Below are 16,126 nucleotides of genomic sequence, written 5' to 3'. Positions count from 1 at the left end.
ACAGGCGGGCGGGCCCCTCGGGGGGCAAGGAGTTACACGCAGTGAACGACTGTGGGGGCTATAATCGTGGGCTTTGCTGCAACATCCACAGACTCCTCCCCAGGATTAAAGGAATTTATATATGGCTACCGCCAAACCCAAGAAAAAGAACCCCCGCCTCGCGTCGGGCCGTAAACGCGTCCGCCAGGACGTCAAACTCAACGCTGCGAACACCTCGCTGCGCTCCAAATACCGCACCGCTGTGAAAAACGTCGAAAAAGCCGTTGCAGCCGGTGACAAAGACAAAGCCAAGGACCTGTTCGCCAAGGCCCAAAGCATTGTGGACACGGTTGCCGACAAGGGCATCTTCCACAAGAACAAGGCAGCGCGCGACAAGAGCCGCCTGTCCGCCAAGGTGAAAGCCCTGGCACTGGCCCCCGCAAAGGCCGCCTGAGCAATCAGGCAAATCGCCCGGACGGCATCTTTCTAACGAAAATACCGTCCGCCGTTTTGTAGGGTGCGCTGCAGCAAAGCAAAAAAGCCGTCGAAAGACGGCTTTTTTGTTGGGCGCTTCGAAAACCTCAGTCTTTGCGCGGGGGATCCGGAATTAAACAGGCTTCGGCCACCTGTAAATCGTTGTCTTTGGCGAAGTTGATGGCGAAGTCCCAGGCCATGGGCTCGGCCTCGCGCAGCTCTGAGTTAACGACCACACACTTGACGCCGTTGATGACGGTGGGCACGCACCAGGGGGAGTAGGTCAGGTGGCTGCCGGGCTGCGGGCCGCCCGGGCGGAAATGACTCATCACGCCGCACAACCTGTCGGCCCAGTCGCTGGGCCGGAAGGTTTTGCCGTCGCGGGTAATACCCTGAATGAAGACTTCTTTGGCGGTGTTGGAGACCATCGGATGGAGGGTTTTTGCGGCGCCTGACGTGGGAAGGGGATCGTATTCACCCCATGCTGCACCGCACAACAATTCTATCTTATTTGCGACTCTTATATAAGACTTGATGCCTGATTTTCAACATCAGGAGGCGCCAGGCGCCTGCATTGCAGTGATGCAGGATCGTCACAAAAGCCCGCAAACTCTGCGCCTAAAATCAGCCCAGGCCCGCTTCACTTGTCGCGGGCCTCCGATTTTCCACACTGTCACAGCCCTTGTTCCGGAGTTCTCCATGACCGCAGCCCTGCCCAAGCACATCGAAGCCGCCTCCCCTCACGTGATGAACACCTATGGCCGCCTGCCCATCGCGCTGGACCACGGCCAGGGCTGCCGCGTCTGGGACGTCAACGGCAAGGCTTACCTCGACGCGCTGGGCGGCATCGCCGTCAACACTCTGGGCCACAACCACCCCAAGCTGGTGCCGGCCCTGCAAGAGCAGATTGCCAAGATCATTCACAGCTCCAATTACTACCATGTGCCGCTGCAGGAAACCCTGGCCGCCAAACTGGTCGAACTGTCGGGCCTGGAAAACGTGTTTTTCTGCTCTACCGGCCTGGAAGCCAACGAAGCCGCGCTCAAGCTGGCGCGCAAGTTCGGCCACGACAAAGGCATTGAGCGCCCGGAAATCGTCGTCTATGAAAAAGCCTTCCACGGCCGCAGCATCGCCACCCTGAGCGCCACCGGCAACCCCAAGGTGCAGGCCGGCTTCGGCCCGCTGGTCGAAGGCTTTATCCGGGTACCGCTGAACAACATCGACGCGCTGAAAGCCGCCACCGCCAACAACCCCAACGTGGTCGCGTTGTTTTTTGAAGCCATCCAGGGCGAAGGCGGCATCAACAGCATGAAGGACGACTACCTGCGCGAAGTGCGGGCCCTCTGCGACGAGCGCGACTGGCTGCTGATGATCGACGAGGTGCAGTGCGGCATGGGCCGCACCGGCAAATGGTTTGCCCACCAATGGTCGGGCATCAAGCCTGACGTGATGCCGCTGGCCAAAGGCCTGGGTTCCGGTGTGCCGATTGGCGCGGTGGTGGCCGGCCCCAAAGCCGCCCACATCTTTGGCCCCGGCAACCACGGCACCACGTTCGGCGGCAACCCGCTCGCCATGCGCGCCGGTGTGGAAACCCTGCGTATCATGGAAGAAGAAGGCCTGCTGGCCAATGCGGTAAAGGTGGGCGAACACCTGCGCGCGGCGCTGGCTCGCGAACTCGCCGGTGAAAAGGGCCTGAAAGAAATCCGCGGCCGCGGCCTGATGCTGGGCATTGAGCTCACGGTGCCCTGCGGCGAACTTCTCGCCCGCGCCGCAGAAAACGGCTTGCTGCTGAGCGTGACCGCCGACACCGTGATCCGCATGGTGCCTTCACTGATCATGACCACGGCCGAGGCCGACGAAGCGGTGGCCATCCTGGTTCCGCTGATCAAGCAGCTTTTGAAAGAAAAATCAGCATGACCGCAACGAAAGAATTTTCCGCCGGGCCGCCCCAAGGAAAATTAGCCCCCTCGGGGGGCAGCGCAGCACACGCAGTGGCAAGCGTGGGGGCTCCTTTAGTGCGGCATTACCTGCAGTTCAGTGACCTGAACGCGGCCGAATACGCCTACTTGTTTGAGCGTGCCGCCATCATCAAGAAGAAATTCAAGACCTACGAAAAACACCAGCCACTGGTCGACCGCACGCTGGCGATGATTTTCGAAAAGGCCTCGACGCGTACGCGCGTGAGCTTTGAAGCCGGCATGTACCAACTGGGCGGCAGCGTGGTGCACCTGACCACCGGCGACAGCCAGCTGGGCCGCGCCGAGCCGATTGAAGACAGCGCCAAGGTCATCAGCCGCATGGTCGACCTGGTGATGATCCGCACCTTCGAGCAGACCAAGATCGACCGCTTCGCCGAGCACTCGCGCGTGCCGGTCATCAACGGCCTGACCAACGAATTCCATCCCTGCCAGATCCTGGCCGACATCTTCACCTACATCGAGCACCGCGGCTCCATCAAAGGCAAGACAGTGGCCTGGGTGGGCGACGGCAACAACATGGCCAATACCTGGCTGCAGGCCAGCGAAATCCTCGGCTTCAAGGTGCACGTGAGCACCCCGGGCGGCTACGAGGTTGACCAGTCCATCGCGGGCATCCGTTCGGCCGAAAGCTACAAAGTCTTCAAGGACCCGATGCAGGCCTGCGCTGGTGCCGACCTGGTCACCACCGACGTATGGACCAGCATGGGCTATGAGGCCGAAAACGAAGCACGCAAGAAAGCTTTTGCGGACTGGTGCGTGGATGCCGAGATGATGGCCGCAGCCAAGCCTGATGCGCTTTTCATGCACTGCCTGCCTGCCCACCGCGGAGAAGAAGTCGAAGCCGACGTGATCGACGGCCCGCAGTCCGTGGTCTGGGATGAGGCTGAAAACAGGATGCACGCACAAAAGGCACTCATGGAGTTCCTTTTGCTCGGGCAGCTCGCGTAACACGCGAGTGCAGGCGCAAAGCGCCGGTAGCCTGTTTCGGTGCAGGCTCATGTGCGCAAAGCGCACGTGAAGCAACCGCAGGCTGCGTGCCGAAGCCAAAACAGGATGCACGCACAAAAGGCACTCATGGAGTTCCTTTTGCTCGGGCAGCTCGCGTAAACGCTGAGGGATCAACGATAGAGCGTGGGCTCCATCGGCACTGCGAGCCGTGTCACCCTTCTCGCGGAACACCAGGCGCTGAAGCGGACGGGCTGTCCAACGCAATTGCGGCACCGCGAAGCGCAGGTGATTGCCCGGACTGAATGACATACACCGGCACGTCTGCCAGGAACGCTGTAAAGCGGCCCTTTGCCTTGAAGCGTTGCCCAAACGCCGTACGCTCGAAAACTTTTCCCATGCGCGGAACGATGCCGCCGCCGATAAATATCCCGCCGCGAGCGCCGAGCGTCAGTGCCAGATTACCCGCGACCGTTCCGAGGAATGCGCAGAAAAGATCGAGCGCCTCACGGGACCAGGGATCACGCCCATCCAGAGCCGCTGACGCTACGCCCGCCGCATCAAGTCTGACATCAGGTGCGTAGCCGTCGGCTTCTTTGACGGCATGGTAAATATCCACCAGGCCCTGGCCGCACACGGCTCTCTCGGCCGAAACGTGACCGTAGCGGCGGCTTAACCAATGAAGTACCGCTTGCTCACGCGGAGTGCAAGCCGCCAAAGTGGCATGTCCGCCTTCCCCCTCGATCGGGATCCAACCACCCTGCCCGTCAGGCAACAGCCCCGAAACGCCCAAACCGGTACCGGGCCCGATCAAACCCATCGCAGCGAAAGGGGCGGCCTTTGCCCCCTGAACCTGACGCAACTCCTCTGGCTTCAGCGTGGGCAGCGCCAGGGCCAGCGCCGTAAAGTCATTCAGCACCCGCAGCTTCGCGAATCCAAATTGCTCTTTCAGTGCCTTGATCGAGAAAGTCCAACGATGATTGGTCATTCGCACCTGATCCCCATGCACTGGATTGGCAATCGCGATTGCGCAGTCAGGAGGGGCGCTTCGCCCCATGACGCCCAGGTAATGCCGGATTGCATCCGCAAGGCTGGCGTATCCTGCACAAGGCAATATCACCAGGTCATTGATGGATTCCCCGGCACTGGTCTGCCATGCGAAGCGCGCATTGGTCCCGCCTATGTCGGCCAAAAGCCGCCCATCGCCGCCAGGACTGACGGGCAATGCCGTCATCTTTTTTTCATCGCAACCGGGCCAGGATGAGCCGCTTGTCATTCCATGGTGATTTTTGCGGTCTTCACAATCTCGCGGTACAGCGCGGCCTGTGGACCGACGAACGCACGAAGCTCACGGCCGGTCATCGGAGCGACCGTGATGCCGGCTTCCGCCAGCTTTGTGCGCACGTCGGGCTGCGCGAGGGCGTCCAGCAATGCCTTTTCATAAGCGGCCACGATAGAGGGGGAGGTTCCCGCTTTCACAAACAGGCCTTGCCAGAGCGGCAGTGAAATTCCGTTGAAGCCCTCTTCCTCGCCAATGCGCCTGACATTCGGCAGCTGCGGAACGCGTGCACCATCAGACACCGACAAGGCCTTGATCTTGCCCTCCTTGAGAAAGGGCATTGCCGTCGACAAGACCAGTACCGCGCTGTCCACCTGGCCACCAACAAGATCATTCACGATCTGGGCACCACCACGGTACGGGATATGCAACATTTCCACCTTCGCCCGCTTATTGATAAGCGACCCGTAGAGATGTTGCATCGTCGCAATTCCGGGCGTTGCGTAATTGAAGTTCTCTTTACCGCTTTTTCTCAGCGCGCCCGCCAGGTCGGAAAGCGTCGCGTGGGGCGAACCCGCGGGGACCGCGAATACCAGGGGCACCGTGGTCATTCTTCCAACCGGCAGAAGGTCCATCTCCCAATCAAGCCTGGTCTTCGGATTGACCATGGGCACCAGCACGGTATCCGTACCTCCCATGTAGATGAGGTTACCGTCGGCTGGCGCATTGAGCACTTTTTGCGCGGCAATCATGCCGCTGGCGCCCGCAACGTTCTCGACGATGACCTGACGCCCCAGGCGCTTTGACAGCTCGGTACCCACAACGCGTGCGACCAGATCGGCACTGCCGCCGGCAGAGTACCCGACTATCAGCGATACAGGCTTGTCCGGTTGCGTGCGGCCAATGCCCGGCAATAACGCGCCGGCGCCCAGCAAGGCAAGCTGGTTCAACAGCCTGCGACGCCCGGCTCGCTGGCGAGCGAAAAGATCTTCCATGACGTGTCTCCATGTTTTATGTACCAGCTGAATGCATGGCGAGTATATTGTATTTATATTTATTGTAAATTGTATTAATTTCTAATTTATCCAATATAAAACATGATATTACTTAAATACAATATGTATCTATCACAAATTTTTAAGCGAGCATGGCCAATACAGGCATACCGCTTCAAGCAAAGCAACCCATGAATACAAGTATGTTTGAGTCATTTATCACCGGCCACTGGTTCAGCGGCGAAGCCAAGCGCATCTGGAGCGACAGGGCCACTTTGCAGGTATGGCTCGATGTCGAAGCAGCACTGGCTCGTGCCCAGGCCGAGCTTGGTGTCATTCCCGCCGAGGCCGCGCAAATCATCGGGAAGAAGGCCGATGCCCGGCTCTTCGATCTGGAACGCCTGTCCCGGGACATCGCGTTTGCTCAACATCCGCTCGTTCCCGTCCTCTCCCAGTTCGAAGAACTGTGTGGCGACCCGGCAGCGGGCTATATCCATTGGGGGGCGACGACCCAGAACATCTTCGATACCGCCAGTTCACTGCAGATGCGTGAGACACACCACTTGTTGACGGGCCATCTGGATGCAGCCATCGCCGCACTTGGCAAGCTGGCGCAGGAACACCGGGCAACGGCGATGGCGGGCCGCACACACGGCCAGCATGCGTTGCCAATGACGTTCGGCTTCAAGCTTGCCGGCTGGATCGACGAACTGGATCGGGATCGGGATCGCCTGACGCAGCGTCTGGCCTCGTCGTTCGTCGCTTGTATGGGCGGTGCGATAGGCACATTCGCGGCGATGGGCATCAAAGGCCGGGCCGTGGAAGCCCGCATGGCTGAGCAACTCGGGTTACCGCCAGCCGGGCTGCCAAGCCGTTCGTCTTACGACCGCGTGTGCGACTACATTTCAGCGCTGGGACTGCTTGCGGGGACGGCGCAGAAAATCGCGCAAGACATCGTATTCATGCAGCGCACAGAAATCGGGGAGGTTGCGGAGGCGTTTCATATGGGCAAGGTAGGCAGCTCGACCATGGCGCAGAAACGCAATCCTTCCACCGCGCTGCTGCTGGTCAGTCTTGCGCGCATGATGCGGATGCGGGTGCCTGCGGCCCTTGAAGCCATGGTGCGCATGGACGAAGGCGACTCGTCGGCAACCAACGTGACCGACACCTTGCTTCCAGAAATCGCCATCATCTCGGCGTCTATTGCCGAAACCCTTGCCACACTGGCAAAGGGTCTCACCGTGAACACTGAGGCGATGCGGCACAATCTTGAATTATCGAACGGCCTGATCGCTTCAGAAGCCGTCATGATGCGGCTGACCAGGCTGATGGGACGCCACGAAGCACACAAGGTACTCTACGAAGCAGCGCAACGGTCCCAATCCGAAGGCGTTCCGTTTATAACAAGCATCAGTGAGCACCCGATGTTTGCAAAGCATGGGCTTCCTGAGGGCCTGGCCCTGGCACTTGTTGCGAGCAACTATGTGGGCGAATCGGCGGCAATCACGATTGAGACGGTCGAGCGCGTGACGCAACCTCGATAAGCGGTCAACCTAAAAGGGACACCTAGTGCTTAAAACTCTCTCCGTTGGCATCGTCGGTTACGGTTACGCCACCAAAACGTTTCATGCGCCTTTGATAGCAGGAGTCCCGGGGCTCAGGCTTGCTGCGATTTCAAGCAGCGATCCTTCCAAAGTGTATGCCGACTGGCCCGATGTGCAGGTCGAGGCAACTGCAGAGCGGCTTTTTGCGCGTCCGGACATTGACCTTGTGGTGATACCAACACCCAACGACACACATTTTTCGCTCGCTTGCGCGGGGCTGGCCGCAGGCAAGCATGTGGTGGTCGACAAACCCTTTACGGTAACGTTGGACGAAGCGCGGCAATTGCAGGCAAAAGAGCAAACCACTGGGTGCCTGCTCTCCGTCTTCCACAATCGGCGCTGGGATGCAGACTTCCTTACGGTGCGCCAGGTCATTGCTTCCGGTGAACTGGGGAAAATCGTTCATTTTGAGTCGCACTTTGATCGTTACCGGCCGGAAGTTCTTGGCCGTTGGCGCGAACAAGCTGATACGGGCGGCGGACTGTGGTACGACCTTGGAGCACATTTACTGGATCAGGCACTGCAGCTATTCGGGCTTCCCGAATCGATTGCGCTTGACCTCGCTCAGCAACGCAATGGCGCAAAAACTCCCGACTGGTTTCACGCCGTGTTGCGCTATGGCCAAAGCCGGATCATTCTGCATGGCAGCGCTCTGGCGCTGATCCCGGGGCCGCGCTTCACGCTGCATGGAAGCCTGGGCAGTTTCGTCAAGATGGGGCTTGATCCACAAGAGGATGCGCTAAAAGCCGGAAAGCGACCGCCCGCGCGGGACTGGGGGGTTGATCACTTGCCTGCCGCGGTTTCAGTTTGGCTTGACGGCGTTTGCGCAAGGCGCGAAATAAACTGCGTTGCGGGTGACTACCCTGCCTACTACAGCGCAGTACGCGATGCCATCCATGGCAAGGGAGTCAACCCCGTCACGGCCAATGAGGCGATGCAGGTCATCGGTTTGATTGAGCTAGGACTGCGGAGTGCGCGAGAGGGTCGCACACTGCCCGTTTCTGCCATCGAATTCCAGGCGTAACAGCACGCGTTCGGCTAAATGATCAAGACCCGGCAAGCGCTTCGCCGGGGGTTTTGACGGGTTTGCGGGAAGCCTGCGCCGCCGGCTGGCCAGCAGACGGCAGCACTGCAATGGATTGACCCGCTTTTCGGGTGACAGGAATCAGGCGTACGCCATAGGGGATTGAGGGGTCGGCCCATCGTGCATTGATGGCCTGATACAAATATTCGATCTGATCGGCCACGCTGCATCCGACCGTGTCAAAGAAGTTGGCGTGCTCGTTCGCCAGATCCGTACGCCCCAGCAACACCACGCTCAGCAGTGCGGGTATGCCAACGCCGGCTTCTTGCAGCAGTTCCCGGAATCTGGCGCCATCTTCGATGCCCCACGCCACCAACGCGGTGAAAGGTAGCTGCCCCGAGGCATCCAGACTGGCCTTGATCATCCCCACAAGCACCGCTTCGTAGTTCTCATCAGGCAGGTGCGGCACAGTGATCGCCTGAAGCTCAATTCCTGTCAGGGTGGTCTGTAGGTAGTCGAACCGCCGCCGTCCCATCTGGGTTGCCAGAAATGGGTGCGACGTCGTTGCATACGCAATGCGCGTATGGCCTTGCTGCTGCAAAAGCGTGATCGCCGCAGCCAGYGGCTCTCCCCATTCCATGCCGACCACCTCGACGTCAGCTCCAGCGAGGGCCGCGCCATCCACGGCCAACGCATCACATTTCTCTTTCAGCGCTGCGAGCAAATCAATCGTGATGGTTTTGTAGCTCGACTGAACCACGCAGGCGTCAAAGCGGGGCGAACCCTTCAAGATGGTCCGCGCGTGGGCGGGATCGGTGTAGGAAACTTCCAGTACACGGTGGCCGTCGGCGGTAAAGCGGCGCTGAAGCCCTTCTATCAACACACGGCCGCGGGCAATGCTGATGGAACGGCGCAGCAGCAACACGGATCTGCCGGCCGATGGCTGGGCGCCCGGACTGGCACCGGTGGCTTCACCCTCCACGCGAAAATAGGTGCCACGGCCTACCTGCGATGCAATCAGTCCCCTGGCTTTCAAGCCCTGGAAGGCGCGCTGAATCACCATCTGGGAGACGGCAAACCGGCGCATCAAATCCCGAATGGTCGGAAGGCGATCCCCGGGCTGGGCAGTACGTGCCAACTCTTCGAGGTACTGTTCCAGATCAGATGCTGTATTGCTCATATACATACAATACAACACATTTCATGCAACCCTCAATTGCCCTGGCTATGCACCATGCATACCTTGAGCAATATGCGTCGGGCTCAACACAACATCCCTCAACCGCGGCCCACAAACGGCATCTTCGTGGCCATGATGGTCATGAACTGCACATTGGTCGACAGCGGCAGCGACGCCATGTGCACCACCGCATCGGCGACTTCCTTCGCATCCATCATCGGCTCAATGGCGATCTCGCCGTTGGCCTGGGGCACGCCCTTGGCCATGCGGGCCGCAAGCTCCGTCATGGCATTGCCGATGTCGATCTGGCCGCAGGCGATGTTGTACTTGCGCCCGTCCAGCGAGATCGACTTGGTCAGGCCCGTGATGGCGTGTTTGGTCGAGGTATAAGGCGCTGAGTTGGGCCGAGGCGCATGGGCGGAAATCGAGCCGTTGTTGATGATGCGGCCGCCCTGGGGCAACTGGTCTTTCATCAGCTTGATGGCGGCCTGCGCACAGAGAAAGGAGCCGGTCAGGTTGATGTTGACCACATTGGTCCACTGCTCAAACGTGATGTCTTCGAGGTTGACGGGCGGCGCGCCCACACCGGCGTTGTTGAACAGCAAGTCCAGCCGGCCGAACTTTTCCTTGACCCTGGCGAATGCCGCCGCCACGGAGTCAGGCTGGCTCACGTCGGTCGGCAAAGCCAGTGCGCGGTCTGTGCCCGACTCTTTGGCAACCTCGTTGAGCGGTTCGGCGCGACGGCCCACCAGCGCCACGCTGTAGCCTTCACGCAGCAGGGCCAGGGCCACAGCCTTGCCAATTCCGGTGCCCGCACCGGTGACGAGTGCGACTTTGCCGCTGGACTTGTTCTCGGAATTCATGGTGTGCCTTTTGTCTCTTTGAAGGGGGTTGTAAAGGTGTTCTGGTAAATCGATGCCGCAACGAGCGCTACAGCCTTTAATTGTGCCCGAGGCTGACGGATTCCACAGGCCGCGCCCGACGACTGCGCGGCCCGCTTTTGTCAGGTACTTTAGGTTTCAACTATTTTTGAGATTGTTGGAAATAACCGACACCACGGCTTTTTTGCCGGTGCTACCTTTGCACCCATGACAGCCCGCACCCCCGCTTCCACCAGATCACCACCGCGAAAACTCTGGGACATCTCACCGTCGGTGGATGAAAACGCCCCGGTGTTCCCCGGCGACACGGCCTATTCGCAGCAGTTGCATTTTTCACTGGCGCCGGACTGCCCGGTCAACGTCAACAGCATCACACTATCGCCCCACACCGGCGCGCATGCCGATGCGCCGCTGCACTATGCCAACGGTGAAACAAGCGTCGGCGAACTCGACCTCGCGCCCTACCTCGGGCCGTGCCGCGTGATCCACTGCATGGACTGCGGCCCGCTGGTGCAGCCGGAACACATCGCCCATGCGCTGGAAAACCTGCCGCCCCGCGTGTTGCTGCGTACCTCAGCGGCAGCCAGTCAGTCATGGGGGTCATTTACGGCCATAGCCCCCGCCACGCTTGCGCTGCTAGCTACCAAAAACATAGCACTTATCGGCATTGACACGCCCAGCGTGGACCCCGCCACCAGCCAGGATTTGCCCAGCCACCACCAGTTGCTGGCGCACGGCCTGCGCGTGCTCGAAAACCTGGTACTCGACGACGTGGCCGAAGGCGACTACGAACTCATTGCCCTGCCGCTCAAACTCACCCGGGCCGACGCCTCACCCGTTCGCGCAGTCCTGCGTGAACTTCCATGAAGACCACTCCATGACCACTCTGCAAGACTGCCGCGCCCTCGATGCGCAAGACCCGCTGCGCACGCTGCGCCAGCAATTCACCTTGCCCGAAGATGTGATCTACCTCGACGGCAATTCGCTGGGCGTGCTGCCCAAAACAGCCGCCGCTCGCGTCGCTGAAGCCGTGACGGCCGAATGGGGCCAGGGCCTGATCCGCTCCTGGAACAATGCCGGCTGGTTTGAGCTGCCGCAACGCCTGGGCAACAAGATTGCCCGGCTGATAGGTGCTGCCCCCGGCGAAGTAGTGGCCACCGACAGCACGTCCATCAACCTCTACAAGGTGCTGAGCGCTGCACTGCACATCGCGGCCCAGGACGCGCCCACGCGCAAGGTCATCGTCAGCGAGCGCAGCAACTTCCCGACCGACCTCTACATCGCAGAAGCCCTGTGCCGTGAACGTGGCTTTCGGCTGCGACTGGTCGAGCCCGAAGAGCTTGCCGCCGCGCTCACCAGCGAAGTGGCCGTGCTGATGCTGACCCACGTGAACTACCGCACCGGCGCCATGCACGACATGGCCGCCGTAACCGCCGCAGCGCATGCAGCAGGCGTACTCACCGTCTGGGACCTGGCGCACAGCGCGGGCGCCGTGCCGGTAGACCTGAATGCGGCGAAAGCCGATTTCTCGATTGGCTGCGGCTACAAGTACCTCAACGGTGGCCCCGGCGCGCCGGCCTTTGTCTGGGTCAACCCCAAACATGCAGACCGCTTCTGGCAGCCGCTGGCCGGCTGGTGGGGCCATGCAGCACCTTTTGAATTCACTCCGGACTACCGGCCTGCCGCAGGCATCTCACGTTACCTCTGCGGCACCCAGCCCATCCTGAGCATGACCGCGCTGGAGTGCGGACTGGACACTGTGCTGGCCGCCGAGACGTTCGGTGGCATGCAGGCCCTGCGCAAAAAATCGCTGGCACTGACCGACCTGTTTATTCAACTCGTGGAAGAACGCTGCGCCGGCCACGGCCTGGGCCTGGCCACACCGCGCGAACATGCCCAGCGTGGCTCGCAGGTCTGTCTGACCAAAACCCAAGGCGCCTACGCCATCGTGCAGGCGCTGATCGCACGCGGCGTCATCGGCGACTTCCGCGCCGGAGACGGCGGCGCCGGCAAGCACCTCGACATCCTCCGCTTCGGCTTCACGCCGCTCTACATCGGTTTTGAAGACGTGTGGAATGCCGTCGAGCATCTGAAGCAGGTGCTGGCAACCGCCGAGTGGCAAAAGGCCGAATTCAACCAGAAGCACGCGGTCACCTGATGAACAACCACAACAACGACAACAAACCCCAAGCGCCCGCAGACATCGTACGGGACGAAAAAGCGCAGCTCGACTTCAGTCAGTCGATGAGCTATGGCGACTACCTGCAGCTCGACGCGATCCTCAGCGCACAAAAACCGCTCTCGCCCGACCACAACGAAATGCTGTTCATCATCCAGCACCAGACCAGTGAACTCTGGATGAAGCTGATGCTGCACGAGCTGCGCGCGGCAATTGCCAACGTCGCGAAAGACGAACTGGGCGCCGCTTTCAAGATGCTGGCCCGCGTGAGCAAGATCATGGAGCAGCTGGTACACGCCTGGGACGTGCTGGCCACCATGACGCCGCCCGAGTACAGCGCGATACGCCCTTACCTGGCCAACTCCAGCGGCTTTCAAAGCGCGCAATACCGCTGCATCGAATTCGCACTCGGCAACAAGAACGCCGCCATGCTCAAGCCGCATGCGCACCGGCCCGACCTGCTCGCGCAGGTACAAGCCGCGTATGAGGCCCCGTCACTCTACGACGAAGCCCTGCGCCTGCTGGCCCGCCGCGGCCTGGCCGTACCGGCCAGCCACACGCAGCGCGACTGGACGCAAGGCTATGTCGAAAGCGATGAGGTTGAGCAGGCCTGGCTCGTGGTGTATCGCGATCCGAAGAAATACTGGGACCTCTACCAGCTCGGCGAAGAACTCACCGACCTGGAAGACGCTTTCCGGCTCTGGCGCTTCCGGCATGTGACCACGGTGGAACGCGTGATCGGGTTCAAGCGCGGCACGGGTGGGACCGGCGGCGTCAGCTACCTGCGCAAGATGCTGGATGTGGTTTTATTTCCTGAGATCTGGAAACTACGCACTGACTTATAGGCGCCCCCGGGGTGCAGACGGTGAATCCCGGGGGCTTTGGTGATCAGCAAGCGCCGCTGTCCTGGAAATACCCCGGGTCGATCTGGTATGCCTCTGGACTTCCTTCCCCGACAAACGCCCCGAGCTGGCGAGGATTTCCGCCTGTTCACACCGCAAGCTGTTGAGTGCGGCCATGGGGCCCATGCCGAAGTTTTCCGCAAACTTGCGCTGAAAAGTGCGCCGGGACATATTGCACATATCCGCCATCTCGTCGACGGACCATTCGTGATCAAGCCGGGCCTGCAACAACTCGATCAACTGGCGAAATGGTGCAACGGCCCGATCCTGAATCCTCAGGGCCTGGCTGTACTGGCGCTGATCGCCGTCCCTGCGTAAATAGACAAGCAGCCGCCGCGCAACGCGCTGCGAGATGTCGGCGCCATGGTCGCGCTCGATAAGGGCCAGCGCGAGGTCGATACCGGCGGTAACACCCGCCGTGGTCCAGTACTTGCCGCTTTCGCAGTAGATCTTGTCGTCGTTAACCCTGAGGTCCGGAAAGTCCCGCTGCAATCTCTCGGCGGATCGCCAGTGGGTGGTGACCTCCCGGCCACTCAACAGCCCGGTGGCGGCGAGCAGGAAGGCCCCCGTGCAAACGCTGCAGGTTCTACGTGTGGCCTGGTCTCTTTCCCGCAGCCAGTTGACCAATTGAAGATCGGCACATGCCGCATGGATACCGCCACCGCCCGGTACCACCAGCGCATCGATCGGCAATGCCGCGGCAGCCCCCAGATCGTGGTTCACATGGATTTTCAGTGCACCATCGGCGCTCGTTACAACGTCCTTCTGTGCCATGGTGATCAGGCAATACGCCGGAACGCCCACCTCTTCATTTGCCGTGGCAAATGCCTGCCACGGCCCGGCGAGGTCAATGGGCTGGAAGCCGTCGAACAAGAGAAATGCCACCCATTTTGGCGCACATTCGCCCGCTTTTGGCACTGTCCCTGCGGCACCTGGCCTTACCGTCAGCGTATTAAGGAGGGTGTTCATGAAAGTTAATATTATTCTCTTCAATGCACTGACACAACTTGATTTGACAGGGCCTTTTGAAGTACTGGCACGTGTGCCGGGGGTGCACGTCGAGCTCGTAGGGAAGTCACTGGAGCCAGTCCGCTCGGACCGCGGCCTCACGCTGACACCCACCACGACCATCGCAAACGCACCGCCCTGCGACCTGCTGGTGGTGCCGGGGGGACCTGGAACCGACGACGCCATACTGGATGCCGAGTGGGTCAATTTCACCCGCAGGCAAGCAAAGTCAGCAAAGTACATCTTCGGCATCTGTACGGGTTCGCTGCTGCTCGGCGCCGCGGGCCTTCTCAAGGGCAGGCGAAGCACCTGCCACTGGCAGGCCATCGATTTTCTGCCGGCGTTCGGTGCCGTCGTCACCAGAGAGCGCATGTGCGTGGACGGAAATATCTTCACTGCGGGCGGCGTGACATCCGGCATCGACATGGCCTTGAAGGTCGTCGCAATGCTGAAGGGAGACGAAACAGCCAAGCAAATCCAGCTCCAGATCGAATACGACCCCAAGCCGCCCTTTCCAGGTGGTACGCCCTTTACATCGGAGCCGGCCATCGTCGAGAAATGCCTGGCAGCGACGCAGGCGCGGCGAGCCCTGCGGGCCTCGGCCGTCGGCTATGCGGCCCTTCGCATGCCAGTCTGAAAAGTACCGGTAACCCTGGAGAAACTTATGAGCAAGAAACTGTTTTCACTGGTTTTTTGGGCCTTGCTGGCATGCGGCATGGGCGCGCAGGCGCAAGGTGTTTACCCCTCGAAACCGGTGACATTGATTGTTCCCTACCCCGCAGGAGGTCCTATGGACAAGCTCGCGCGGGAGCTTGCCTTACCGCTGGAAAAGCAGTTAGGGCAATCCATCATCATCCAGAACCTGTCAGGCGCCGGTGGAAACCTGGGCAGTACCATCGCCTTGCGTGCGACTGCCGACGGCTATACCCTGCTGTTGAACCATATCGGGATGGCGACAGCCCCTGCGCTATACCGCCGCCTCGGTTTCAACCCGGAAACAGATTTCGAACCTTTGGGCATCATGGCTGAATCGCCACTGATGCTGGTGACGCGCCCACAGATAGCTACGGGCTCAGCGGTTGAGCTGGTGCGGTGGATAGCCACGCAACCACAGGTCAAGCTTGCCAACGGCGGCATTGGGTCGGCGTCGCATCTGTGCGGCCTTCTCCTCCAGTCTTCGCTGGGCATCGGCATGACCACCGTTCCCTATCGCGGGACCGCTCCGGCGTTGGCGGATTTACTGGGAGGCCATGTAGACCTGATGTGCGATTTGACAGCCAACGTGCTCCCTCATGTATTTAGCGGAAAAACCAGGCCCGTCGGCGTGACATCAGCCAGGCCGCTCAACGTTCCCGGTGCCTCGGCGATCCCGACGCTCGAGAAATTCGGGATTCCCTCTGTCCGGCTTGGCGTCTGGTACGGCTTGTATGCGCCGAAGAACACGCCTCAGGCGATACAAACCAGGATCAACGCTGCATTGCTGGGCGCAATCCAGACGGACACATTCAAACGGGCACAACTCGCTTCGGGGATCGAGGTGGTTCGAGACGCGCGCAACACACCCGCGGGCCATCGCGAATATTTGCACAGCGAAATTGCACGCTGGACGCCGGTGATCAAGGCGGCGGGGGCCTACGCGGACTAGGGCTGGCCGGAAACGTAATCCATAAATCCCGATTGTTTTTCCGATCATCAGG

The 16,126-nt window shown here is 60.4% G+C and carries 16 protein-coding genes and 1 pseudogene; 10 read left to right on the top strand and 7 right to left on the bottom strand.

Annotated features, from left to right (window positions below; all coding sequences use genetic code 11):
• The first annotated feature begins 121 nt into the window (after positions 1-121).
• On the top strand, positions 122-433 hold the full coding sequence (gene rpsT / locus AC1D13_RS01005; RefSeq protein ID WP_007864125.1) for a 30S ribosomal protein S20: 312 nt from the start codon (positions 122-124) through the stop codon (positions 431-433).
• A 127-nt stretch (positions 434-560) separates the two neighbouring features.
• Here rpsT and AC1D13_RS01000 read toward each other — a convergent pair whose 3' ends face one another.
• Positions 561-881, bottom strand: coding sequence for a DUF3579 domain-containing protein (locus AC1D13_RS01000; RefSeq protein WP_411885285.1), 321 nt, complete (start codon positions 879-881; stop codon positions 561-563).
• Between the two features lie 271 nt (positions 882-1,152).
• Here AC1D13_RS01000 and AC1D13_RS00995 point away from each other — a divergent pair, with 271 nt between their 5' ends.
• Together AC1D13_RS00995 and argF are read left to right on the top strand one after the other, a co-directional pair.
• Positions 1,153-2,370 (top strand): acetylornithine/succinylornithine family transaminase, encoded by a 1,218-nt coding sequence (locus tag AC1D13_RS00995; protein ID WP_477688783.1) that lies wholly within the window; start codon positions 1,153-1,155, stop codon positions 2,368-2,370.
• 98 nt (positions 2,371-2,468) lie between these two features.
• Entirely contained in the window at positions 2,469-3,380 is a 912-nt protein-coding gene (gene argF, locus AC1D13_RS00990) for an ornithine carbamoyltransferase (protein WP_457279796.1), read from the top strand.
• A 211-nt stretch (positions 3,381-3,591) separates the two neighbouring features.
• On the opposite strand, the gene glk is transcribed toward argF, so the two are convergent.
• A complete protein-coding gene (gene glk / locus AC1D13_RS00985; protein ID WP_477688782.1) occupies positions 3,592-4,611 on the bottom strand; it encodes a glucokinase in 1,020 nt (339 codons plus the stop codon).
• A gap of 38 nt (positions 4,612-4,649) precedes the next feature.
• Positions 4,650-5,651, bottom strand: coding sequence for a Bug family tripartite tricarboxylate transporter substrate binding protein (locus tag AC1D13_RS00980; RefSeq protein WP_477688781.1), 1,002 nt, complete (start codon positions 5,649-5,651; stop codon positions 4,650-4,652).
• A gap of 191 nt (positions 5,652-5,842) precedes the next feature.
• Between AC1D13_RS00980 and AC1D13_RS00975 the strand changes: the two genes are divergently transcribed.
• Positions 5,843-7,195, top strand: coding sequence for a class-II fumarase/aspartase family protein (locus AC1D13_RS00975; protein ID WP_477688780.1), 1,353 nt, complete (start codon positions 5,843-5,845; stop codon positions 7,193-7,195).
• A gap of 25 nt (positions 7,196-7,220) precedes the next feature.
• Positions 7,221-8,279: an oxidoreductase gene (locus tag AC1D13_RS00970; RefSeq protein WP_477688779.1), complete on the top strand. Its 1,059-nt coding sequence runs from the start codon at positions 7,221-7,223 to the stop codon at positions 8,277-8,279.
• 22 nt (positions 8,280-8,301) lie between these two features.
• On the opposite strand, the gene AC1D13_RS00965 is transcribed toward AC1D13_RS00970, so the two are convergent.
• The 3 genes and pseudogenes from AC1D13_RS00965 to AC1D13_RS00955 all read right to left on the bottom strand — a co-directional run bounded on the left by AC1D13_RS00965 (position 8,302) and on the right by AC1D13_RS00955 (position 10,322).
• Positions 8,302-9,204 (bottom strand): substrate-binding domain-containing protein, encoded by a 903-nt coding sequence (locus AC1D13_RS00965; protein WP_477689131.1) that lies wholly within the window; start codon positions 9,202-9,204, stop codon positions 8,302-8,304.
• Positions 9,205-9,279: 75 nt separating this feature from the next.
• Positions 9,280-9,459: pseudogene (locus AC1D13_RS00960) on the bottom strand (GntR family transcriptional regulator); the annotation flags it as partial.
• Between the two features lie 98 nt (positions 9,460-9,557).
• Positions 9,558-10,322, bottom strand: a complete 765-nt coding sequence (locus tag AC1D13_RS00955; RefSeq protein WP_477666272.1) for an SDR family oxidoreductase — start codon at positions 10,320-10,322, stop codon at positions 9,558-9,560.
• Between the two features lie 225 nt (positions 10,323-10,547).
• Here AC1D13_RS00955 and kynB point away from each other — a divergent pair, with 225 nt between their 5' ends.
• The 3 genes from kynB to kynA are packed head-to-tail and all read left to right on the top strand — an operon-like array spanning position 10,548 to position 13,364.
• Positions 10,548-11,207 carry an arylformamidase gene (gene kynB / locus AC1D13_RS00950; RefSeq protein ID WP_477688778.1) on the top strand — a complete coding sequence of 220 codons (660 nt, stop codon included), beginning with the start codon at positions 10,548-10,550 and terminating at the stop codon, positions 11,205-11,207.
• Positions 11,208-11,217: 10 nt separating this feature from the next.
• On the top strand, positions 11,218-12,498 hold the full coding sequence (kynU, locus tag AC1D13_RS00945; protein WP_477666270.1) for a kynureninase: 1,281 nt from the start codon (positions 11,218-11,220) through the stop codon (positions 12,496-12,498).
• The gene (kynA, locus tag AC1D13_RS00940) at positions 12,498-13,364 is read left to right on the top strand and encodes a tryptophan 2,3-dioxygenase (protein ID WP_457279312.1); all 867 of its coding nucleotides are present in this window, start codon (positions 12,498-12,500) and stop codon (positions 13,362-13,364) included. The genes kynU and kynA overlap by 1 nt, the downstream gene beginning before the upstream one ends.
• Here kynA and AC1D13_RS00935 read toward each other — a convergent pair.
• The gene (locus AC1D13_RS00935) at positions 13,359-14,306 is read right to left on the bottom strand and encodes a GlxA family transcriptional regulator (RefSeq protein ID WP_477666393.1); all 948 of its coding nucleotides are present in this window, start codon (positions 14,304-14,306) and stop codon (positions 13,359-13,361) included. The two genes, kynA and AC1D13_RS00935, sit on opposite strands and share 6 nt — an antisense overlap.
• An 82-nt stretch (positions 14,307-14,388) precedes the next feature.
• Here AC1D13_RS00935 and AC1D13_RS00930 point away from each other — a divergent pair, with 82 nt between their 5' ends.
• Together AC1D13_RS00930 and AC1D13_RS00925 are read left to right on the top strand one after the other, a co-directional pair.
• Entirely contained in the window at positions 14,389-15,066 is a 678-nt protein-coding gene (locus tag AC1D13_RS00930) for a DJ-1/PfpI family protein (protein WP_457279313.1), read from the top strand.
• A 27-nt stretch (positions 15,067-15,093) separates the two neighbouring features.
• Entirely contained in the window at positions 15,094-16,074 is a 981-nt protein-coding gene (locus AC1D13_RS00925) for a tripartite tricarboxylate transporter substrate-binding protein (protein ID WP_477688777.1), read from the top strand.
• Positions 16,075-16,126 lie beyond the last annotated feature (52 nt).

The sequence above is a fragment of the Polaromonas sp. P1_E12 genome, assembly GCF_056405975.1.
This window is presented reverse-complemented; position numbering and strand designations above follow the sequence as displayed.

Excerpts from the sequence above, each read along its gene's own strand:
- rpsT (WP_007864125.1), top strand. The coding sequence starts at position 122 with ATGGCTACCGCCAAACCCAAGAAAAAGAACCCCCGCCTCGCGTCGGGC.
- AC1D13_RS01000 (WP_411885285.1), bottom strand. The coding sequence starts at position 881 with ATGGTCTCCAACACCGCCAAAGAAGTCTTCATTCAGGGTATTACCCGC.
- AC1D13_RS00995 (WP_477688783.1), top strand. The coding sequence starts at position 1,153 with ATGACCGCAGCCCTGCCCAAGCACATCGAAGCCGCCTCCCCTCACGTG.
- glk (WP_477688782.1), bottom strand. The coding sequence starts at position 4,611 with ATGACGGCATTGCCCGTCAGTCCTGGCGGCGATGGGCGGCTTTTGGCC.
- AC1D13_RS00980 (WP_477688781.1), bottom strand. The coding sequence starts at position 5,651 with ATGGAAGATCTTTTCGCTCGCCAGCGAGCCGGGCGTCGCAGGCTGTTG.
- AC1D13_RS00975 (WP_477688780.1), top strand. The coding sequence starts at position 5,843 with ATGAATACAAGTATGTTTGAGTCATTTATCACCGGCCACTGGTTCAGC.
- AC1D13_RS00955 (WP_477666272.1), bottom strand. The coding sequence starts at position 10,322 with ATGAATTCCGAGAACAAGTCCAGCGGCAAAGTCGCACTCGTCACCGGT.
- kynB (WP_477688778.1), top strand. The coding sequence starts at position 10,548 with ATGACAGCCCGCACCCCCGCTTCCACCAGATCACCACCGCGAAAACTC.
- kynU (WP_477666270.1), top strand. The coding sequence starts at position 11,218 with ATGACCACTCTGCAAGACTGCCGCGCCCTCGATGCGCAAGACCCGCTG.
- kynA (WP_457279312.1), top strand. The coding sequence starts at position 12,498 with ATGAACAACCACAACAACGACAACAAACCCCAAGCGCCCGCAGACATC.
- AC1D13_RS00930 (WP_457279313.1), top strand. The coding sequence starts at position 14,389 with ATGAAAGTTAATATTATTCTCTTCAATGCACTGACACAACTTGATTTG.
- AC1D13_RS00925 (WP_477688777.1), top strand. The coding sequence starts at position 15,094 with ATGAGCAAGAAACTGTTTTCACTGGTTTTTTGGGCCTTGCTGGCATGC.